We start from the raw sequence: 20039 nt of genomic DNA on the forward strand, positions 1-20039 counted from the left end.
AGCCGCGCGCGGTCCTTGGCGTCGGGCTCGACGCGGCGGACGCGGACCGCGGCCCGGCCGAGGCGCTCGATACCGAGCAGCCGGGCGGCGCCGCGTGACAGGTCGATCAGCCGCGAGGGCGTGAACGGCCCGCGGTCGTTGATCCGCAGCAGGATCGTCCGGCCGGTGTCGAGCGCAGTGACCTCGACATAGCTTGGCAGCGGCAGGACGGTATGCGCGGCAGAAATGCCCTTCACGCGAAACCGTTCGCCGTTCGCGGTCTGGTTGCCCGATTCCCGGCCATACCAGCTCGCCATGCCGACCGCGTCATAGGCCGGCAGATCGGCGGGGCGGTAGGTCGTGCCGCGCACGCTGTAGGGGCGGCCGATCTTGACCGGATAGTCGCTGACCGGGCGATAGCGCGTCGTGCCGCAGCCGGCGAGCATGGCGCACAGCGCAAGGGCGGCCAGCAGGCCAGGCGTATCGGAACGCGGTGCGATTGGGATCATTATCCCTGCTAGCGGACACCCGGTCGAAGCTGAACCCCATTGCGGCGAACCGCCCGCGCGCGGGATCGTAGCGTTTGCTTAACCGCTTTACCCTACGGTTACAGTCTGTTCGAAGGTGCCATGACGCATTTCATTACCCGGTTGAGGCAGCTTCGCCACTCGGATCACGCGGTCGCCGCGGACGTCCGGGCGACTCTGGTCACCTCGCTCTATGCCTCACCCAAGTCGCTGGTGATCGGTGCGCTGACGAGCACGGGTATCGCCACGGTCGTGGCCGTCACCAGTGGCGATCGCTGGCTTGCCGGCTTCGCGGTGCTGATCGGGCTGGTCGCTGCACTCCGGATCATCGGCATCGTCCAGCGCGTGCCCGATCAACAGGCCGCTGACGTATTTGCTGTCGATCGGGGTTCCGCCGAGCGCCCGCGGGCAGGACAATGGGAGTTTTACTACCGCATCGGCGCCTTCGCCTTTTCCGCGCTGCTTGGCATGTTCGGGCTGCTGACGCTGACCCGGACCGCGGACGGCGTGCTTCATCTCCTCTCGGTGACGACGGCGATCGGCTATGCGGCGGGGATTGCCGGACGCAATGCGGGCCGGCCGACGATCGCGCTCGCGCAGCTCTGCCTCGCGTCGCTGCCGCTCGCGGCGGGGCTCTTTCTGTCGGGTGAGCCGCTCAACGCCGTGCTTGCGATCGTCATCATCCTGTTCGTGCTGGCGATGATCGACATCACGCTGCAGACCTATGAGGCCATCCTCGGCGCGACCATCGCGGCGAGCGAAAAGACCGCGCTCGCCGAACATCACGCCGCATTCGCGCGACGCGACGACCTCACCGGGGTCGCCAACCGCACCGCGTTTCGCGAATGGTTCGAGCGGCGGCTGCACCGACTGGAATCGACCGGCGAGCTCCTGTCGATCCACTGGATCGATCTCGACCGGTTCAAGGAGATCAATGATTCGCTCGGTCACCTGGCGGGCAACGTGCTGCTGACCGAGGTTGCGCAGCGGCTCCAGACCGCGTTCGTCACCGATGGGGGCACCATCGGGGTGGCCGGCGACGCGATCGTCGCGCGGCTGGGCGGCGACGAGTTCGCGGTCGTCTGCGCGATCGGCGCGCGCGACGATGCCCGCACGATCGCCGATCACATCCTCGACCTCGTCGCACAGCCGGTGGCCTATGCCGGGCGCCGGCTGACGGTCGGCGCCTCGCTCGGCGTGGCGATCGCACCGATCGACGGGGGCGATGCGGACACGCTGCTCAAACACGCCGATCTCGCGCTCTACCGCGCCAAGGAAAGCGGCCGGGGCGCCTTCTGCTTCTACGAACCGGTGATGGACGAGAAGATCGAACGGACGCGCGCGCTGACCAGCGACCTGCACGGCGCGATCGCGCGCGGCGAGCTGTGGCTCGCCTTCCAGCCGATCTTCGATCTGGCGACGCATCGCATCCTGTCGTGCGAGACGCTGCTGCGCTGGGACAGCCCGTGCCACGGCAGCGTGTCGCCCGCCGAATTCATCCCGATCGCCGAACAGAGCGGGCTGATCGTCGAAATCGGCGCCTGGGTGCTGCGCGAGGCCTGCCGTTACGCGCGCGACTGGCCGGACACGGTGCGCGTCGCGGTCAACCTGTCGCCGATCCAGCTCCTGTCGCCCGGGCTCGCCAAGGTGCTGAAGGACGCGCTCGACGCCAGCGGGCTCGCGCCGGGACGGCTCGATCTCGAAGTGACCGAATCGGTGTTGCTCGACGATATCGACGCATCGCTGGCGGCGCTGTCGGCGATCAACCGGATGGCGGTCGGCACCACGCTCGACGATTTTGGCACCGGCTATTCGTCGCTCGGCTATCTTACCAAATTCCCGTTCCAGACGCTCAAGATCGACCGGTCGTTCATCACCGCGCTCGACGACAATCCCGCGTCGATGGCGATCATCCAGACGGTGGTCGATCTTGCCGCGACGCTCGGCATGCAGACGGTCGCCGAGGGTATCGAGACGCCGACCCAGCTCGCGCAGCTGCGCCGCACCCGCTGCACCGCAGTGCAGGGTTTCCTGCTCGCGCGCCCGATGTCGGCAAGTCAGGTGGCGAACCTGCTTGCCGACGAAACCCCCAGGATGCGTGCGCTGTCCTGAGGGCCGGGGGGCGATGTCCGTCAGCCTTTCGGCTTGTCGAGCAGACGGGTCTGCGCCGCGACGAGCCGCCGCATCAGCTTGAGATCCCCCTCGCTGAGGCGCAACGCGGCGTCCGCCCACAGGTCGACCACCGCCTCGAGCTCATCGAGCGTCAGCGGATTGACCGCGCGCGACGCCTCGTAGATCGCGCAATGCCCGCTGTGGCGACGCCGGTTCTGGCGGATATAGTCCTCGACCACCCGGCGGCCCTGGCCGGGGTCGGCGAGTGCGTGGACGATACCCAGATCATAGAGCTCCTCCGCGCTGTAGTTGCGCCCGCTGAGGATCATCTGCTCGGCCCGCGCCGCGCCGAGACGCCGCGACAGGAAGCAGTGCGCCCCCATGCCGGGGAACAGCCCGAACACGGTCTCGGGAAGCCCGAAACTCGCGCCGCGTTCGGCGACGACGACGTTGAACGACAGCAGCGCCTCAAACCCGCCGCCCAGCGCATCGCCCTCAACCAGACCGATCGTCACGATCGGCAGATCGAGGCCGCGCAGGTTGCGGTGCAGGATCTGCACGCAGGCGCGGCCATATTGGACCAGCGCCTCGCGGTGACCGGCACGGATATGCTGTGCGAACAGGTCGAGATCACCGCCGAGCGAGAAGACGCCGGGGAATCGCGAGCCGAGCACAAGATAGCGAATCGGCATCGCCCCGGAGGTGTGGGCGCTGTGGATATCGGCCTGCCACTGACCAAAGTCCGCGAGCAGCGCAGGGTTGAAGCTCGGCCGCGTCCTTGGCCGCATATAGGTCCACAGCGTGTCGGCCTGCGGGTCGAACGTCACCTCGAGCTGGTCGAGCGCGAACAGCGGCGGGGTAGGGGCGGGGGCCGCGATCCCGGCTGTGGTCGCGGTTGCGGGCCGCGGGGCCGGCGAGAAATGTCGGGCGGGTAAAGCAAGAGTCACTGTGGCATTCCTTTGTAATCGCAGCGCAGTGCTGCACCGCCGAACCTAGGGCACAATGGCGGCGATCCCGCGGGGGCGTGCGCGCGACGCGCGTTAAATTCCGTCTCGCGCGACACCGCGCCGGTGCGCTAGGCGGGGTCGGGGTCAGGGGCGGTCATGGCGCACGGTCCGCGACCCGGTGCTGGCCCCCGAAACTGGACGTTTGCCGATCATGACAGCGAAATGGATAGAGGCTGGGCTGGCCGGAGCGCTGGTTGCGGGATTGTGGCTCCCGGCACCATCCGGCGCGGCGCAGACCGGTGTCGCGCCGCCCGTCCCATTGCCGATCGCCCCGTCACCGATCGCGCCGGTCGACGCCCCCCAGCTCCAGCTCCCCGTCGATGCGGCGATGCAGGACGCGGCGGAATATGCGCGGCGGTTCGGCGTGCCGCTCGATGTCGCGCTCCACCGGATGCGGGCGCAGGCGGCGACGATACCCGTCACCGATGCGCTGCGCCGCGAATTCGCCGATCGCCTTGCCGGCATCGCGGTCGAGCATGACCCGGCCTACCGGATTGTCGTACTGCTGACCGGCACCGATCCGGTCGCGGATCGCGTCGTCGAGGCGGGGGGGATGAGCGTCCCGCTGGTGTTCCGCACCGGCGCGGCGGCGACGCTCGACCGGATCCTCGGCCAGATCCGCACCTTCCAGGCGGCGATCCGCGCTGCGCTTCCGCATCCCCCCGGCATCGGTGCGGATCAGCGGACGGGTACGCTCGTCGTGATGGTCGCGACCGCGGACCTTGCGCTCGACCGGGATGGCGCACTTACCGCGAAGTTCGCCGATATGACCGGCGTTCCCGTGCGGATCGAAGCCAGTGACCGCCCGATGCTGCCGATGGCGCTTCAGACGAGCGTAACGGCCACGCCGGGCGCCACGGTGCCCGGGATCCCCGTGGCGACGATCCCGCCTGCCGACGCAGTGACCGTGATGCCGGATGTCGCGGGCGGGGGGCGGGTGGTCGGGACGGTCGACGGCCGGCGCTATATCTGCACGACGGGATTCGTCGTCACCGATGGCGTCGCGGATGCGATCGCCACCGCCGCGCATTGTCCCGACACGCTCGATTATGTCGGACGGCCGCCGGCGGGCACGGAGCGGCGGGCGATCGCGCTGCCCTATGTCGGCCAATGGGGCTGGGGGTATCAGGACGTCCAGATCAACCGCGCGCCCGCGCTGCCGGCGACTGCGCCACGGCTGCCCGCCTTCTTTGCCGATACCGCCAAGACCCGGCTCAGGACCGTCGCGACATGGCGCAACCGGACCAGCACGCGCGCGGGCGACTTCGTCTGTCACCGCGGCGAGCGCACCGGCTATAGCTGCGCGCCGGTCGCGATGGTCGATTTCGCCCCCGCGGGCGATCTGTGCGGCGGCGCGTGCCTGCCGACCTGGGTCGCGGTCGAAGGGCCGACATGCAAGTCGGGTGACAGCGGCGCGCCGGTTTTCGAAGGGCAGGTCGCACTCGGCCTCGTCAAGGGCGGCACCTACCGCGCCGATGGCAGCTGCCTCTTCTATTATTACATGTCGACCGATTACCTGCCGCCCGGCTGGACGCTCGCCTATCGCTGAGCGCCGACATGCAGCTTAGAGCGGGAGGACGAACGCCGCGCCGGGAACTGCGACCCGGGCGACCTGCGGCCCGAGCAGCCCGTCCGCGTCGATCGGCAGCAGCGTCACGCATTCGTCCTTCTCGTTCGCGACGACCATCAGGCCCTCGTCCTCGATCAGCACGAAATGTCGTGGATAGGCCGCCCCGGCCGGTGCATGCTGGACCAGCCGCGGGTCGCCTTTCGCGTCGAGCGCGAAGACCGCGATGCTGTCATGCCCGCGGTTGGAGACATAGAGCCGGTCCCCCGCCGCGTTGATCGCCAGATGCGCGACGATGCTCGGACCCTCATACTTCTCGGGCAGCGTCGACACGGTCCTCGCCGCCGAGAACCGACCCTCGCCGCCGACCAGCACGGTCAGCGTGTTCGCAAGTTCGTTGGCAAGATATGCCATGCGCTGGACATGCGGATGCAGCAGCAGATGGCGTGGCCCCGATCCCGCTGGTGCGTGAAAGGCTGTTCCGGCCGCCCGGACACGGTTGCCGCCCGGCGCCGGCGCCACCGCGAAGGCGCGGATCTCGTCCGTCCCCAGATCGGTTGCATAAAGCCAGCGATCCTCGGCGTCGAACCCGACCCAGTGTGCATGCGGGCTCGTCTGACGCTCGCGGTTCGGACCCGATCCTTTATGGGCAAAGACATGCGTTGGCGCGATCGGCAGGCCGTGCGAATCGAGGTTCACGACCGACACGCTCCCGCTCGCATAATTAGCGACGGCGAGCAGGCTCTGGTCGTGACTCAGCGCGAGATGACAAGGCGCGTTCCCATCGACCGCCACGCGGGCGATCTGTCGCCAGCCGTCGGCGGTCGCGCGATACACGCCGATCGCGCCGTCATCGCGCTCGTCGACGAGATAATGGAGGTCATGGCGCGGCGAATGGACGCCGAAGGACACGTTTATCGCGTCAGGATAGGGCGTGCCGGTCGACCAGCCAACGCCGTGTCGCAGCGGATGGAGCCCGCCGCGATTGGTGCCGATCCAGAGGCCGGCGGGTCGGGTCACAGGGCGTTCGCTCCGCGCCGACACCGCCGGGATCCTCCGACCAGCGGGGCCGCGCGGACGCGGCCCCGGTTGATCACTTGCCGCGCAGCGTGTTGAGCAGCGCGATGCCGACGACGCCGACCAGCGCCGCGGTGGCGAACGGACGATCCTTGGCAAACGCACGCGCCTTGCCGGCGAGCGGCGCGACGGTGTCGGTCGCGGTGCCGATCGCCTTGTTTGCAGTGCCTGCGATCTGGTCGGCCACGCCGCCGGCCTGGAGCGAGCTGTCGCCCGTTGCATTGCCTGCTGCCTGCTTCACCGAACCGAGCAGATCCTGGCCTTCACCCTTCAAGGTCGTCGTGTTCATACTAAACTCCTATGCTGGACGGCATCCGGAACGAATGCGCTCGGACCGCTGAACGGCCGACACGCCAAGATGTGCCATCGACCTGCGCATAAACCGCCCGCGCAGGGTCGAGCGGCCCGTTACCAGCGATACCCGATCGTTGCCTGCACCGTGCGGCGGTTGCCGTACCAGCACCAGGCATAGTTGGCGAAGCAGCTCGTCAGATACTTCTTGTCGAACAGGTTGGTCGCGTTGACGCCGAGATCGACATTGGCGAGCCGTGGGCTGAGCTTGCCCAGATCGTAACGCAGCAGCGCGTCGAACACCGTATAGGCGGGTGAATAGCGCGCGACGCGGTCCGAATAGAAATCGGCATAGGTCTTGTCGACGTGCCGCACCGCGCCGCCGATCGCAAAGCCCGATGCCGGCCCCTCGGTCGGCGCCCATTCGAGGTTCGCCGAGATTCCGCCGCGCCCGACCGTCGCGAGCGGCAGGCCGATATTGGCGGCAACGACGTCCTCGACCTTCTTCACGCGCTGGCGGCTATAGGCGAGCTTGGCGTTGAAGCCGTAGGGCAGCGGCGCGCTCGCCTCGACCTCGACACCCTGCGACCGGACCTTGCCGATCTGCTCCGCCGTGAAATCGGGATAGGACACGACGACATTGGTCTGCTCGATCCGGAACCAGGCTGCGGTGACCAGGATCGCGGTACCGGTCGGCTGGAATTTCGCCCCCGCCTCGATCTGCTTGCCGAGAGACGGCTTCGGGGGGCTGCCATCGCGCAGTTCCGCATTCTCCGGCTGGAACGAGGTCGAGTAGCTTGCATAGGGCGCCAGCCCGAACGGCAGCAGGTACAGCGCACCCGCGCGCCAGGTGAACTTCTCGTCTTTCTGCGCCTTGCCGTTGCGTTCCTGGCGGGCCCAGTCCTGGCGGCCGCTCAGCGTCACGCGCAGCCCGCCGACCGCGATCTGGTCCTGCGCATAAATCCCCTGCTGACGCTGGCGGACATTGGCGGAACCGATGCCGAAGGACGCCTGGACATCGGCTGGCGTCTGCGGCGTGGGCATCGTCCCATAGACCGGGTTGAAAACGTCGATCGGCGTCCCGCCGCCAAAGGCCGAGAGCCCCGCCGAATGCGCGACCTGACGGTCGACCCCGAACAACAGGTTGTGCGTGACGGGGCCAGTGACGACCTTGCCCGTCAGCTGATTGTCGAACGTCCAGTTGTTAAGCTGCTCCCGCGTCGAATAGGAGGACCGGGCATACAGCGTCGGCGCTACCGCGAGCGGATCGACCGCGGGTCCGCTGGTATAGACCAGCCCCATCCGGCTCTTTACATATTGATAGCGCCCCGACGAGCGCAGCGCCCAGCCGCTACCGAAATCGTGATTGAAAATATAGGTCAGCGCGGCCTGTTCGCGACGGAAGAAGTCCCCGGGCTCGCCACCATAGAATTTGGTCGAGATCTTGCCTGCCGGGTTGTCGATCAGCGTCCCGAGCGTCGGGAACACCCCGTAATTGCCATTGAACGGATCGTGCGAATAGGCGCCGAGCAGCGTGAAGCTGGTGCTGCTGCCCGCGCCGGCGGTCACCGCGGCGGAGATCGTCTGGCGCTCGCGCTTGCCCTGGCCCTGCGTCTGCTGATCGTCGGCGCCATTCGCGCTGCCATAGATGCGCCACAGCACGCCGTCCCCTGCGCGCCCGCCGATATCGGCGTCGACGCGGTACAGGTCGTAGGTGCCATAGGTGCCGCTGACCGCACCATAGGTTGCGCGATCAAGCGGCAGCTTGCTGACCTCCGCGACCAGACCGCCCGGGCTCGACTGGCCATAGAGCACCGACGCCGGGCCCTTGATAATCTCGACCCGATCGAGCCGCGACACGTCGACCTGCGGCACCGCATAGCCGGTCGCGCTGCCGAACTGGCGCAGGCCGTCGAGATAGACCGGTGCGTCGAACCCGCGCAGCTTGAACTGGTCGTACACCTCGGCGGATGCACCGCGCGTCTCGGGTGTCACACCCGCGACGAAGCGCAGCGCCTGATTGAGGTTCTGCAGCCCCAGCCCAGCAATGTCGGCGGCGTTGATCACGCTGATCGACTGCGGCGTCTCGACGATCGGCGTTGCGCTCTTCGTCCCCGACGACGCGATCGTCGTCGCCTTCTCGCCAGTCACGACGATCACGCCGTGATCCTGCGGCTCGGACGTGTCGGATTCGTCGGGGCGTGTTGCCGCTGCCACGGATGCGTTGGGGGTCGTGTCCTCCGGGGCGAACCCGGCCCAGGCCGGTGTTGCGGGCAGCGCGGCCGTGAGAATGGTGCCGGCAAGCAGCAGGCGGGCGAAGCGACGATCGGACATGAAAAACCCCTTTCCGGCTCGCTACTGTTGTCGCGACTGATTTGCAATAGCGTTGCGATCGATTCGCAAACCGCGTTTTCAGTGGCTTGGAGAAGCGGTTCACCGTTCGCGTCGGGGCGATGGTCCTGATAGGGTGGCGACATGGACTTCTTCCCTGCCCTTACCGACGCGCACCGCGCGTTCGTCGAACGCCAGCCCGTGTTCTTCGTCGCGACCGCGGCCGAGGGTGCGCGGATCAACCTCAGCCCCAAGGGGATGGACAGCTTCCGCGTGCTCGACGCCGGCACCGTCGCCTATCTCGACGTCGGCGGCTCGGGGAACGAGACCAATGCGCATCTCGCCGCCGACGGACGCATCACGATCATGTTCTGCGCGTTCGACCGCCCCGCGCTCATCTTCCGTATCTATGGGCACGGCACCGCGGTACTGCCACAGGACGATCGCTGGGACGCGCTCTATGCGCAGTTCACGCCCTTGCCGGGCACCCGGCAGATCTTCGAGATTGCGGTCGATCAGGTGCAGACGAGCTGCGGATGGGGCGTGCCCGTGATGACGCTCGATCGCGAACGCCAGACTCTGTCCAAATATCATGCCGGACAGAGCGATGCCGAACGGCTCGCCGAATGGGCCGAGCATCCGCGCAGCATCGATGGTCTGCCGACGCGGGTGCCGACGGTCGCGCCCGGTGCGGCCCGATGAGTCTCGCCGAGCTTGGCCGCTACAGCCGCAACGAGGCGCTGATCATCGCCGGTCGGCTCGAAAGCGAGGGTATTGCCGCGATCGTGTTCGACGGCGACATGGCGATCGGCGACGGCAGCGATCTGCTGATCCCGGTCCGCGTGATGGTCGATGCCGACGATTTCGCCGAAGCACGCGCGATCATTCCCGACCGCTGAGCGAATAAGCGTCCGGCGGCGCGCTGCCCGTTTTTGAGGCAATCGTCGCGCGCTGCACAGTTTCTAGCGGCCCGGCGCATCTGACACCCCGTATTCCACCCCATCCCACACCCTGTCAGAAAACTGGCACGGTCGTTGCGTTGTGTTCGACGTAACAAGGGGAAGGGGCGCGATGAAACTCGTCATTGCCATCATCAAGCCGTTCAAGCTCGACGAGGTGCGCGAAGCGCTCACCACGCTCGGCGTGGCGGGCATGACGGTCACCGAGGTCAAGGGGTTCGGCCGGCAAAAGGGTCAGACCGAGATTTATCGCGGTGCCGAATACACGACCAACATGGTGCCCAAGATCAAGGTCGAGGTCGTGTGCGCGACGAGCCTGGTGGACCGCGTGGTCGAAGCGATCCAGGCATCCGCCAACACCGGCGCGATCGGCGATGGCAAGATCTTTGTGGTCGACGTCAGCCAGGCGGTGCGCATCCGCACCGGCGAAACCGACGACTCGGCGCTCTGAGGGGAGGGGGACACGATGAAGCATGACATGAAGACAGCCGCCGCGGCGGTTCTGGGGTTCGGTGCCGCGCTGGTCGCTGCCGCGCCCGCCTTTGCGCAGACGGTCGTCGCACCCGCGGCCGCGCCCGTCGTCGCCACCGTCAACAAGGGCGATACCGCCTGGATGATGACCTCGACGATCCTCGTCCTGATGATGATCCTGCCGGGTCTCGCGCTGTTCTACGGCGGTCTCACCCGGTCGAAGAACATGCTCTCGACGATGACGCAGATCGGCGCGGTCGCAGCGCTCGCGATGCTCATCTGGGTGATGTGGGGCTATACGCTGGCCTTCGGTCCCGACGTGACCAATCCGCTGCTCAGCAATTTCATCGGCAGCCTCGACAAGGCGTTCCTCAAGGGGATCACCCCGGCCTCGCAGGCGGCGACCTTCACCGCGGGCGTCGAAATTCCCGAATATGTCTTCGTCTGTTTCCAGATGACCTTCGCCGCAATCACGATCGCGCTGGTGCTGGGCTCGGTCGTCGAGCGGATGAAATTCTCCGCCGTGATGGTGTTCGGCCTGGTCTGGCTGACGATCGTCTATTTCCCGATCGCGCACATGGTCTGGGCCGCGTCGGGCTATTTCTTCAAGGCCGGCGCGCTCGATTTCGCGGGCGGTACCGTCGTCCACATCAACGCGGGCGTCTCCGCGCTGGTCGCCGCGCTGATGCTCGGCAAGCGGATCGGCTATCCCAAGGAGCCGATGGCGCCGCATTCGCTGGTGATGACCGGGATCGGCACCGGGCTGCTCTGGGTGGGCTGGTTCGGCTTCAACGCGGGCTCCGCGCTCGAGGCGAACGGGTCGGCCGCGCTGGCGATGATCAACACCTTCGTCGCGACCGCGTCGGCCGCGTTGTTCTGGATGCTCGCCGAGCGGCTGTCGGGTCACAAGGGTTCGGCACTCGGCTTCTGCTCGGGCATCGTCGCGGGGCTGGTCGCGGTGACGCCGGCGGCGGGCAATTCCGGCCCGTTCGGCGCGATCGTGCTGGGCGCGATCGCCTCGCTGATCTGCTTCATGGCGGTGTCGAAGATCAAGCCGCTGCTCGGCTATGACGACTCGCTCGACGCGTTCGGCATCCACGGCATCGGCGGCATGGTCGGCGCGATCGGCACTGCGGTGGTCTATGCGCCGTCGCTCGGTGGCCCGGGTGCCGCCGACTATGCGATCGGTGCCAAGCTGCTGGTGCAGATCCAGGCGGTTCTCGTCACGATCATCTGGGCCTCGGTCGGCACCGTGATCGCGATCCTGATCGCCAAGGCGGTCACCGGCCTGCGCGTCTCGCCCGAAGTCGAGGTCGAGGGTCTCGACATCGGCGAGCATGGCGAGCGTGCCTATAATTGATCCTGTTCGGTAGCGGGCCGCCCGAGCCCGCACCCACGATGTTCCTCCTGCGGACAACCTGGCCCGGTGCGCACAACGCACCGGGTCTTTTTTTGCGTGTCGATCGTGGTGCCGGCAGGGCGCCCGCTAGACGCCGATGTTCCTGGGAGCCAGCCGCCGGATATCGAGCACGTCGACCCGCGAGAGCATCACCGCGCCAAGCGTCCGGTCGCCGGTCTCGACGAGAATCCCCTCCTGCGTCGCGCGCACCGTCCGCCAGGTGACCTCGCGCACTGCGATCCGCTTGCCGACACGCTTGACCGCGGCGACACGGCCATCCTCCGCCACCGCAAGCGCGCCGCGCCCATCGGCGCCGACCACCGCGCCCGACACGGCAAAGCCCGGCAGTTGCGCGTGTGCCGCCTCGGCGGCCTCCTCGGCGGTCTCGATCCGTATCACACGCCGCTTCCGGACCGCCGCCCAGCCGATACCACCGACCGACGCCACCAATGCCGCGACCGCAGCCCCGATCACCGCGGGGCCGAGCGCGATCGGGATCATCGCGGCCCTGCGAGCGCGTCCAGCATCGGGCGGATACCGCGCAGGTCATAGCCCGCGTCCTCGGCCTGCGCGAGCAGCAGGTTGGGATTGCGCCCCGCCTTTGCCGCGGCCAGCGCCCACAGATTGCAGCTTCGCGTGCCCGACCGGCAATAGGCGAGGACGGGGCCTTTGGCCTCGGTCAGCGCCTGGGTCATCGCGTCGATCTGCGGATGCGAAAAGCCCGCATGCGTCACCGGGATCGCGACATAGTTCAGGCCGGCCGCTTTCGCCGCCGCACGGATCGCGTCGCCCGAAGGCTGGCCCGCATCCTCGTCGTCGGGGCGGTTGTTGACGATCGTCTTGAAGCCCGCCGCGGCAATGTCCGCGACGTGCTCGACCGCGATCTGCGGCGCGACCGAAATGCTTTCGTTGATGTGCCGGATCATGCGGACTCGCGGATAACTGCCAGAAAGGCATCCCCATAGGCGTCGAGCTTGCGCGCGCCAATGCCCGATAGCACCGCGAGCGCCGCCCGCGACGCGGGTCGCTGCGCCGCCATGTCACGCAGCACCGAATCGTGGAAGATCACATAGGGTGGAACGCCCGCGTCCTTCGCCAGATCGCGGCGGCATACGCGCAGCGCCTCGAACAGCGGATCGTCGACCGGGTTCGGCACGGCCCCCGGTGCAGCCTTGCGCCGTCGCTCGCGCTTGGGCGGCACGATCACCGACAGCGCCGCCTCGCCTTTGAGGATCGCCTTGGCCGCCGGTCCGAATTCGAGGCCGCCGTGCGGGTTCGTCCGCAGCGCATCCTTCAGCATCAGCGCGCGCGATACCGGCTTCAACAGCGCCACCTCGTCGCCCTCGACGATCCCGTACACCGACAACGCCTCATGCCCGTTCATCAGGCTGCGCTCCGACGACACGCCCGTCAGGATACCCTCGATATAGCCGACGCCGAACATCTGCCCCGTCCGGAACACCGCCGACAGGAATTTCCGCGCGGTCTCGGTCGCGTCGACCGCATCGACATTGCCAAGGCAATTGTCGCAATTGCCGCAATCCTCGAGTCGCTCCTCGCCGAAATGCTTGAGCAGGATCCGTCGCCGACACCCCGCGGTCTCGACCAGCCCGCCCATCGCGGTCAGCCGCTGGCGTTCGCCCGCCTGCCGCTCGGGCTCGACCTCGCCGATCCGCTGGCGCGCGCGCGCGAAATCCTCCGCGCCCCAGAACAGATGCGCGATCGCCGGGTCGCCGTCGCGTCCCGCGCGCCCCGTCTCCTGATAATAGGCTTCGATCGATTTCGGCAGCCCGGCATGCGCGACGAACCGCACGTCGGGCTTGTCGATCCCCATCCCGAACGCGACCGTCGCGCAGATCACCATATCCTCGCTCGCGACGAAATCCGCCTGGTTCTTCGCGCGCACCTGCGGATCGAGCCCGGCATGATAGGCGCGCGTCGGCCGCCCGCTGCGCCCCAGCGCCTCGGCCAGCTTCTCGGTCGCCGCGCGCGTCTGCGCATAGACGATCCCCGGCCCGGGAATCTTCTCGAGGATGTCAGCGATCTGCCGGTTGACGTTGTCGCGCGCCGAGATCGCATAGCGGATGTTCGGCCGGTCGAACCCCGACACGATCAAGCCGTCCTGCGAGATCCCCAGCTGTTCGAGGATATCCGCGCGCGTATGCGCGTCGGCGGTGGCGGTCAGCGCGAGCCGCGGCACGTCGGGAAAACTGTCGAGCAAAGGTCGCAGCAACCGATAGTCGGGCCGGAAGTCATGCCCCCACTCGCTGACGCAGTGCGCCTCGTCGATCGCGAACAGCGAGAGCTTCGCCTGCGACAGCAGATTGCGGAAACTCTCGTTCGAGGCCCGCTCCGGCGCGACGTACAGCAAATCGAGATCGCCCGCGCGGAACCGCGCGATCGTCTCCTCGCGATTGGTATCCACGCTCGTCAGCGTCGCCGCCTTGATCCCGACCGCGGTCGCGGCGCGCAACTGGTCGTGCATCAGCGCGATCAGCGGCGACACGACCACGCACGTCCCCTCGAGCATCGTCGCTGGCAACTGGTAACACAGCGACTTGCCAGCCCCGGTCGGCATGACCGCCAGCGTCCGCTGCCCCGCAAGCACGCGGTCGACGACATCGCGCTGCACGCCACGAAAATCAGGAAAGCCGAAGATGCGCTGGAGATCGGGAAGGGGGTCGAGTGCCATCGCCGTGTAGGTAGCGATCCCCGCTGCGATGTCGAGGCGCGGGCGGCTTTCCCTTATGTCCCCTCCCGCCAGCCCTTTGCGTCCTCGACCGGCGGCGCTCGCACCGCGCAAATAGATCGAGATCCAACCAAGTTACAGACGTCGCGGCATAGACCCTTGAAATATCCCGGCGCACGTTCGTGAATTAACGGGAGGCGCGCGTGGAACTGAGTATCAGACTTAGCGAGTTGCAAAAGCGGACGATCGAACACCGCGAGGTTCTACTGACCGAAGAGGCGGCGAAGACCGCGCTGGTCATGCCCTTCCTTCAGTCACTCGGTTACGACGTGTTCAATCCATCCGAAGTCGTCCCGGAATTCAGCGCCGACGTGGGTACCAAGAAGGGTGAGAAAGTTGACTATGCGATCTGCGCTGGCGGCAAGGTGTCGATCCTGATCGAGTGCAAGCCGTCCTCGGTACAGCTCAACGTTAATCATGCGGGGCAGCTGTTCCGCTATTTCAGCGTCACCGATGCGCGGCTCGCGGTGCTTACCAACGGTGTTGTCTACCAGTTCTATTCGGATATCGAACGCCCGAACAAGATGGACGACAAGCCGTTTTTCACGTTCACGATGGACGCGATCAAGCCAGGCGACATCCGTACGCTTGAGAAGTTTACCAAGGCGGCGTTCGACATCGACAAGATCGTCCTGGAGGCCAGCAGTCTCAAAACGCAGTCCCTGATCCGCCTTGAGCTCGAAAAGGAATTTGCCGAGCCGTCCGACGAGTTTGTGAAGATGATGGCGCAGCGAGTCCATGGTGGCCGGCTGACGCCTGCGATCAAGGACGGTTTCGCCAAACTGCTCGCACCCGCGATTGCCGGGCTGATCCGCGATTTTGTCAACGAGCGGCTGTCGTCAGCTTTGAAGGCGTCGAGCCCGGTCGAGGACTTTTCCGAGTCGGTCGATGACGATCCGTCGGATGGCGACGGCATCATCACCACGCAGGAGGAAATTTCCGGCTTCCACATCGTTCAGGCGATCGCTTCGCGGCTGGTCGATCCGAAGCGTGTCATCGTCCGCGATGCGAAATCCTATTGCGCAGTCCTGCTTGACGACAATAACCGCAAGACGATCGCGCGAATGCATTTCAACGGCATTACGACCAAGTATCTCGGTATGTTTGCCGGTAAGGATGAGACGCGGCACCTGTTGCCGGACCTGACGCATATTTACCAGTATTCGGCTGCGATCGAGGCCCGGCTCCGTGAACTGGACCCGTCGATTCCGGCATAAGCGCGGCCAGCGCGTCTTCTTATCTGTCTCAAAAGGACGAGCGGGAGGCGCGCGGCGTGTCTGGTTGGAAGTAGAAGCGCATACGCATCGCCCAACCACCCCGGCGAAGGCCGGGGTCCAGTTGGAGAGGGTGCAGTAACGGAGCGACGTCCTTCGTTATCGACGTCTGCCAACTGGGCCCCGGCCTTCGCCGGGGTGGAAGACGGAGCGGCGACGCTATTCTGCCGCGAGCGCCCCCGCGTCATCGCCAGCACGCTCCTGCGCCTGGCGGTTCCACATTTCCGCATACACGCCCTCGCGCCGCAGCAACTCCGCATGCGTGCCCTTCTCGACGACCCGCCCCGCCTCCAGCACGACGATTTGGTCGGCATGCACCACGGTCGACAGCCGGTGCGCGATCACGATCGTCGTGCGGCCGCGCTCGATCGCCTCGAGCGTGTCGAGGATTTCCGCCTCGGTGCGGCTGTCGAGCGCCGACGTCGCCTCGTCGAGGATCAGGATCGGCGGGTTCTTGAGCAGCGTGCGTGCGATCGCCACGCGCTGTTTCTCGCCGCCCGACAGCTTCAGACCACGCTCGCCGACGCGCGTCGCATAGCCCAGCGGCTGGCGTTCGATGAACCCCGCGATCGCCGCGCCCTTCGCCGCGGTCTCGACCTCGGGCATCTCCGCGCCCTCGCGGCCATAGGCGATATTGTAGCCGATCGTGTCGTTGAACAGCACAGTGTCCTGCGGGACGATTCCGATCGCCGCGCGCAGCGATGCCTGGCGAACCTGCGCAATGTCCTGCCCGTCGACGGTGATCCGCCCGCCCGTCAGGTCGTAGAAGCGGTAGAGCAGCCGGGCGAGCGTCGACTTGCCCGCGCCCGACGGCCCGACCACCGCGAGCGTCGACCCTGCGGGCACGTCGAGCTCGAGATCGCGCAGGATCGGCCGGCCTGCATCATAACCGAACGAGACATTCTCGAACCGGACATGACCCGCGCTCACCGCCAATACGGGCGCGTCGACCACGTCGACGACGGAAGCGGGCGTGTCGATCAGGTCGAACATCGCCGCCATGTCGAGCGCGCCCTGGCGGATCGTGCGATACACCATGCCGAGCAGGTCGAGCGGCCGGAATAGCTGCGCCAGCAGCGTCGAAACGAAGACCACGTCGCCCGCCGACGCCTCGCCCCGGCTCCACCGCCACACGACGAAGCCCATGCCGCCCGCGAGCATCAGATTGGTGATCAGCGCCTGGCCGAGGTTCAGCCATGCGAGCGAGTTCTCGCTCTTCACCGCGGCTTCGGAATAGGCGGTGATCGCGCTGTCATAGCGTTTCGCCTCGCGCTCCTCCGCGCCGAAATACTTGACCGTCTCGAAGTTCAGCAGCGAATCGACCGCATGCGCGACCGCACCGGTATCAAGGTCATTCATGCGTGCGCGCAGCGCGTTGCGCCAGTCGGTGACCATCCGCGTGAACGCGATATAGCCGACCACCATTACGATCGTCGCGACGACCAGCGGCCAGCCGAACTTGGTCCAGAACAGGCCCAGCACCAGCACGAGTTCGAACAGCGTCGGCGCAATGTTGAACAGCAGGAAATAGAGCATCGTATCAATGCTCTTCGTCCCGCGCTCGACCACCTTGGTCACTGCGCCCGTTCGGCGCGACAGATGGAAATCGAGGCTCAGCGCATGGAGGTGGCGAAACACCTGCGCCGCCAGCCGCCGCGACGCGTCCTGTCCGACCCGCTCGAACACCGCGTTGCGCAGATTGTCGAACAGCGTCGTTCCGAACCGCGACGCCGCATAGCCGACCACCAGCAGCGCGACGAGCGTCAGCGCGCCGCGGTCGTTCCCCGCCATCCGGTCGACCGCATATTTCAGCGTGAAGGCCGCGCCGAACACCTGCACCAGCTTCGACGCGATCACGAGCAGCATCGCGACGACGATCCGGACCTTCAGCTTCGGCTGCCCCGCCGGCCACAGGAATGGCAGAAAGCGGCGGAGCGTCGGCAGCAACGGCTGGTCCGCGCGGGTGGAGGTGTAGGTATCAGGGGGCATTGCTGGTGGTGATGTAGGCGCGGTCAAGCCCCGGCGAAAGCGGTTGACGGAACAATCCTGCCACTTCGTCGCTTTTCATATCGTGTCCAACGCCGGGCACGGCGATCCACTGGAGAATGAAATGGAACCGCTGTTCTACGTCATGGCCATCATGGGTTGCAGTGACGGCAATATGAACTGCACCGAGGCACGGGTCGTGCCGGCGCGGTACGAAACGATGGCGCAGTGCCGCGCGGCGTTGCCGGATCAGCTCGCGCAGAACACCGACGTTCCCTATCCGATGATCGGTGCCAACTGCCGCACCGCGGGCGCGCAGATCGCCGTAACAGGCAAGGCCAAAGCACGGGGCTGATCCGCTCGTGTGGGGGTCACCGCCCGTCCCCCCCTCCGTTCGTGCTGAGCGAAGTCGAAGCACAGGCCCCGAACGGATGCGCTTCGACTTCGCTCAGGGCGAACGGAAGGGGCAGGGACAGACGTTGAATGTGCTAGGGCCGGATCTACCGCGGTCGTGTCCACAGCTTCGGATCCCGCGGCGTACGCGGATACAGCCGCTCCCGCGCTGCCGCCTCCCGCGCGGCCCTGGCGATAAACCCCAGCTTCTGCGCCCCCGACGTCGTAACGCGGTGATCCCACGCATGCTCGCCGCGCGCCGCGACGGCCCGCCCGATCGCGCCATAGATGCCGGCCGCTGACAGCACGGCCCAGGCCGATCGGAACGACAGCGCGGGCGTGCCCTCCCGTGCGCTCGCCTCGAACGCCGCCGCGCGGTCCGCCATCCGCTTCGTGAGCACCGCGAGGCGCGCGCGGAATGGCGGCTTCATGTGCTGGCCGGGCGGAAAGTCCATCTCGACCAGCCAGTCCTCGGGCAGGTAGCAGCGCCCGACCCGGTCATCCTCCTCGACATCGCGCATGATGTTGGCGAGCTGGAATGCCATTCCCAGATCACAGGCGCGGTCGAGCGTGTCCTCGTCGTCGGGATCGACGCCCATCGCGATCGCCATCATGCAACCGACGACACCTGCGACATGGTAGCAATATTTGTACAGGTCGTTTTCGGAGCGCGGTCGCCACTCGCGCGCATCGAGCGCGAAGCCCTCGACCAGGTCGCGCGCGAACCGCTTGGGCATCCGCGTCTCGGCCGCGACGATCCGCAGCGCGTCGAATGCGGGCTCGCCGACGACCTCGCCCGCCAGCGCCTGCTCGGTCATCGCCGACAGCGTGACGAGCCGCGCCGGGGCATCGTCGACCACGGTCATGCCGTGCCCGTGATCCTGCCCGTCGGCGATATCGTCACACCGCCGGCACCAGGCGTAGAGCAGCCACGCCCGTTCGCGCGTCGGCTTGTCGAACAACAGGCTGGCGGCCGCGAAACTCTTCGATCCGCGCGCGATCGATTCCTTCGCTGTCGCGACGATCGCTTCGCGGGTGGGGGAGGGGAATGTCATGCCGCCACCTTTACGACCACCCCGGCGAAGGCCGGGGCCCAGGTGGGAAAGCGAGTGTAACAACGCGTAGCGCGAGCCAATCCGCGTCCCCCAACTGGGCCCCGGCCTTCGCCGGGGTGGTGCAGGATAGTGTGCGGCCTCAAGACGCTCACAGATCCGACGCGTTCATCCGGACGATCGGCTGTGTCGGCACATGCTCCGCCATCCGGTCGAGCAGCAGGTCGAGCGTATCCGCGACGATCAGCAGGTCACGGTGCTGCGGTCGCAGGAAGCCGACCTCGCCCATCTTGTCCCAGAACGCGATCAGATGGTCGTAATAGCCCGCGGTGTTGAGCAGCCCGACGGGATCCGCATGATAGCCGAGCTGCGCCCAGCTCAGTGCCTCCCACAGCTCGTCCATCGTGCCCGTACCGCCGGGGATCGTCACGAATCCGTCCGACAGGTCGGTGAACATCTGCTTGCGCTGGTGCATGCCCTGCACGACGTGGAGCTCGGTCAGCCCCCGGTGCGCAACCTCCGCATCGACCAGCGCCTGCGGAATCACGCCGATCACCTCGCCGCCACCCTCGAGCGCACCATCGGCGATCGCGCCCATCAGGCCGGTGCGGCCACCACCATAGACGAGGCCGATTCCGCGCTCGGCAAAGGTGCGTCCCAGCGCGCGTGCGCCTTCGATATACAGGGGATCAGCCGGCGTCGCCGACCCGCAATACACAGCAAGTCTTTTCATCGTGCCTCGCTAGGGGAAGCGCGCGTGGTGCCGCAAGAAAAGAATGGGTTCGCGCGGAGACGCGGAGGCGCGGAGTTTCAGCAAGGGTCGCGGAGCGACCTTATACCATGATGACGTACAGCCGAGAGGTCT

The 20039-nt window shown here is 66.9% G+C and carries 19 protein-coding genes; 8 read left to right on the plus strand and 11 right to left on the minus strand.

The window, feature by feature from the left end:
- A partial coding sequence (locus tag sphsw_RS02830) for a septal ring lytic transglycosylase RlpA family protein (protein WP_042466414.1) occupies positions 1–488 on the minus strand: 488 nt, incomplete at its 3' end.
- Positions 489–608: 120 nt separating this feature from the next.
- Between sphsw_RS02830 and sphsw_RS02835 the strand changes: the two genes are divergently transcribed.
- Positions 609–2618 carry a putative bifunctional diguanylate cyclase/phosphodiesterase gene (locus tag sphsw_RS02835; RefSeq protein WP_042466416.1) on the plus strand — a complete coding sequence of 670 codons (2010 nt, stop codon included), beginning with the start codon at positions 609–611 and terminating at the stop codon, positions 2616–2618.
- Between the two features lie 20 nt (positions 2619–2638).
- Here sphsw_RS02835 and sphsw_RS02840 read toward each other — a convergent pair whose 3' ends face one another.
- Positions 2639–3565, minus strand: a complete 927-nt coding sequence (locus sphsw_RS02840) for a crotonase/enoyl-CoA hydratase family protein (RefSeq protein ID WP_042466417.1) — start codon at positions 3563–3565, stop codon at positions 2639–2641.
- A gap of 211 nt (positions 3566–3776) precedes the next feature.
- Between sphsw_RS02840 and sphsw_RS02845 the strand changes: the two genes are divergently transcribed.
- Complete coding sequence (locus tag sphsw_RS02845; protein WP_042466419.1) at positions 3777–5174, plus strand: hypothetical protein; 1398 nt, start codon at positions 3777–3779, stop codon at positions 5172–5174.
- Between the two features lie 15 nt (positions 5175–5189).
- Here the strand turns inward: sphsw_RS02845 and sphsw_RS02850 are convergent, their stop codons facing one another.
- The 3 genes from sphsw_RS02850 to sphsw_RS02860 all read right to left on the minus strand — a co-directional run bounded on the left by sphsw_RS02850 (position 5190) and on the right by sphsw_RS02860 (position 8894).
- The gene (locus sphsw_RS02850; RefSeq protein ID WP_052380812.1) at positions 5190–6212 is read right to left on the minus strand and encodes a lactonase family protein; all 1023 of its coding nucleotides are present in this window, start codon (positions 6210–6212) and stop codon (positions 5190–5192) included.
- A gap of 73 nt (positions 6213–6285) precedes the next feature.
- The gene (locus sphsw_RS02855; RefSeq protein ID WP_031439287.1) at positions 6286–6558 is read right to left on the minus strand and encodes a CsbD family protein; all 273 of its coding nucleotides are present in this window, start codon (positions 6556–6558) and stop codon (positions 6286–6288) included.
- A gap of 119 nt (positions 6559–6677) precedes the next feature.
- Entirely contained in the window at positions 6678–8894 is a 2217-nt protein-coding gene (locus sphsw_RS02860; RefSeq protein ID WP_052380813.1) for a TonB-dependent siderophore receptor, read from the minus strand.
- A 141-nt stretch (positions 8895–9035) separates the two neighbouring features.
- Between sphsw_RS02860 and sphsw_RS02865 the strand changes: the two genes are divergently transcribed.
- The 4 genes from sphsw_RS02865 to sphsw_RS02880 all read left to right on the plus strand — a co-directional run bounded on the left by sphsw_RS02865 (position 9036) and on the right by sphsw_RS02880 (position 11681).
- Positions 9036–9593, plus strand: a complete 558-nt coding sequence (locus tag sphsw_RS02865; RefSeq protein WP_031439289.1) for a pyridoxamine 5'-phosphate oxidase family protein — start codon at positions 9036–9038, stop codon at positions 9591–9593.
- Complete coding sequence (locus sphsw_RS02870; RefSeq protein ID WP_031439290.1) at positions 9590–9790, plus strand: putative signal transducing protein; 201 nt, start codon at positions 9590–9592, stop codon at positions 9788–9790. The genes sphsw_RS02865 and sphsw_RS02870 overlap by 4 nt, the downstream gene beginning before the upstream one ends.
- Before the next feature lie 172 nt (positions 9791–9962).
- On the plus strand, positions 9963–10301 hold the full coding sequence (locus sphsw_RS02875) for a P-II family nitrogen regulator (RefSeq protein WP_031439291.1): 339 nt from the start codon (positions 9963–9965) through the stop codon (positions 10299–10301).
- 27 nt (positions 10302–10328) lie between these two features.
- A complete protein-coding gene (locus sphsw_RS02880) occupies positions 10329–11681 on the plus strand; it encodes an ammonium transporter (protein WP_031394700.1) in 1353 nt (450 codons plus the stop codon).
- 126 nt (positions 11682–11807) lie between these two features.
- Here sphsw_RS02880 and sphsw_RS02885 read toward each other — a convergent pair whose 3' ends face one another.
- From sphsw_RS02885 to recQ, 3 genes are read right to left on the minus strand one after another with little or no spacing between them, the layout of a single operon-like run.
- The gene (locus sphsw_RS02885; RefSeq protein ID WP_031439292.1) at positions 11808–12221 is read right to left on the minus strand and encodes a hypothetical protein; all 414 of its coding nucleotides are present in this window, start codon (positions 12219–12221) and stop codon (positions 11808–11810) included.
- Positions 12218–12646 (minus strand): TIGR01244 family sulfur transferase, encoded by a 429-nt coding sequence (locus tag sphsw_RS02890; protein WP_031439293.1) that lies wholly within the window; start codon positions 12644–12646, stop codon positions 12218–12220. The genes sphsw_RS02885 and sphsw_RS02890 overlap by 4 nt, the downstream gene beginning before the upstream one ends.
- Entirely contained in the window at positions 12643–14412 is a 1770-nt protein-coding gene (gene recQ / locus sphsw_RS02895; RefSeq protein ID WP_031439294.1) for a DNA helicase RecQ, read from the minus strand. Before recQ ends, sphsw_RS02890 begins: the two co-directional genes overlap by 4 nt.
- A 200-nt stretch (positions 14413–14612) precedes the next feature.
- Between recQ and sphsw_RS02900 the strand changes: the two genes are divergently transcribed.
- A complete protein-coding gene (locus sphsw_RS02900) occupies positions 14613–15686 on the plus strand; it encodes a type I restriction endonuclease (protein ID WP_031439295.1) in 1074 nt (357 codons plus the stop codon).
- A 216-nt stretch (positions 15687–15902) separates the two neighbouring features.
- Here sphsw_RS02900 and sphsw_RS02905 read toward each other — a convergent pair whose 3' ends face one another.
- Positions 15903–17732: an ABCB family ABC transporter ATP-binding protein/permease gene (locus sphsw_RS02905; protein WP_031439296.1), complete on the minus strand. Its 1830-nt coding sequence runs from the start codon at positions 17730–17732 to the stop codon at positions 15903–15905.
- Positions 17733–17775: 43 nt separating this feature from the next.
- Between sphsw_RS02905 and sphsw_RS02910 the strand changes: the two genes are divergently transcribed.
- The gene (locus sphsw_RS02910) at positions 17776–18084 is read left to right on the plus strand and encodes a hypothetical protein (protein WP_235188266.1); all 309 of its coding nucleotides are present in this window, start codon (positions 17776–17778) and stop codon (positions 18082–18084) included.
- Positions 18085–18229: 145 nt separating this feature from the next.
- On the opposite strand, the gene sphsw_RS02915 is transcribed toward sphsw_RS02910, so the two are convergent.
- Together sphsw_RS02915 and sphsw_RS02920 are read right to left on the minus strand one after the other, a co-directional pair.
- On the minus strand, positions 18230–19177 hold the full coding sequence (locus sphsw_RS02915) for a phytoene/squalene synthase family protein (RefSeq protein WP_031439298.1): 948 nt from the start codon (positions 19175–19177) through the stop codon (positions 18230–18232).
- A 148-nt stretch (positions 19178–19325) separates the two neighbouring features.
- The gene (locus sphsw_RS02920) at positions 19326–19907 is read right to left on the minus strand and encodes a TIGR00730 family Rossman fold protein (RefSeq protein WP_031394045.1); all 582 of its coding nucleotides are present in this window, start codon (positions 19905–19907) and stop codon (positions 19326–19328) included.
- Positions 19908–20039: the final 132 nt, after the last annotated feature.

Origin of the sequence: Sphingomonas sp. FUKUSWIS1 (genome assembly GCF_000733135.1) — a bacterium.
GTDB classification, from domain to species: domain Bacteria; phylum Pseudomonadota; class Alphaproteobacteria; order Sphingomonadales; family Sphingomonadaceae; genus Sphingomonas; species Sphingomonas aerolata.

Coding starts and splice junctions, on each gene's coding strand:
- sphsw_RS02920 (WP_031394045.1), bottom strand. CDS start 19,907: ATGAAAAGACTTGCTGTGTATTGCGGGTCGGCGACGCCGGCTGATCCC.
- sphsw_RS02875 (WP_031439291.1), top strand. CDS start 9,963: ATGAAACTCGTCATTGCCATCATCAAGCCGTTCAAGCTCGACGAGGTG.
- sphsw_RS02880 (WP_031394700.1), top strand. CDS start 10,329: ATGAAGACAGCCGCCGCGGCGGTTCTGGGGTTCGGTGCCGCGCTGGTC.
- sphsw_RS02845 (WP_042466419.1), top strand. CDS start 3,777: ATGACAGCGAAATGGATAGAGGCTGGGCTGGCCGGAGCGCTGGTTGCG.
- sphsw_RS02865 (WP_031439289.1), top strand. CDS start 9,036: ATGGACTTCTTCCCTGCCCTTACCGACGCGCACCGCGCGTTCGTCGAA.
- recQ (WP_031439294.1), bottom strand. CDS start 14,412: ATGGCACTCGACCCCCTTCCCGATCTCCAGCGCATCTTCGGCTTTCCT.
- sphsw_RS02905 (WP_031439296.1), bottom strand. CDS start 17,732: ATGCCCCCTGATACCTACACCTCCACCCGCGCGGACCAGCCGTTGCTG.
- sphsw_RS02835 (WP_042466416.1), top strand. CDS start 609: ATGACGCATTTCATTACCCGGTTGAGGCAGCTTCGCCACTCGGATCAC.
- sphsw_RS02870 (WP_031439290.1), top strand. CDS start 9,590: ATGAGTCTCGCCGAGCTTGGCCGCTACAGCCGCAACGAGGCGCTGATC.
- sphsw_RS02915 (WP_031439298.1), bottom strand. CDS start 19,177: ATGACATTCCCCTCCCCCACCCGCGAAGCGATCGTCGCGACAGCGAAG.
- sphsw_RS02890 (WP_031439293.1), bottom strand. CDS start 12,646: ATGATCCGGCACATCAACGAAAGCATTTCGGTCGCGCCGCAGATCGCG.
- sphsw_RS02860 (WP_052380813.1), bottom strand. CDS start 8,894: ATGTCCGATCGTCGCTTCGCCCGCCTGCTGCTTGCCGGCACCATTCTC.
- sphsw_RS02885 (WP_031439292.1), bottom strand. CDS start 12,221: ATGATCCCGATCGCGCTCGGCCCCGCGGTGATCGGGGCTGCGGTCGCG.
- sphsw_RS02855 (WP_031439287.1), bottom strand. CDS start 6,558: ATGAACACGACGACCTTGAAGGGTGAAGGCCAGGATCTGCTCGGTTCG.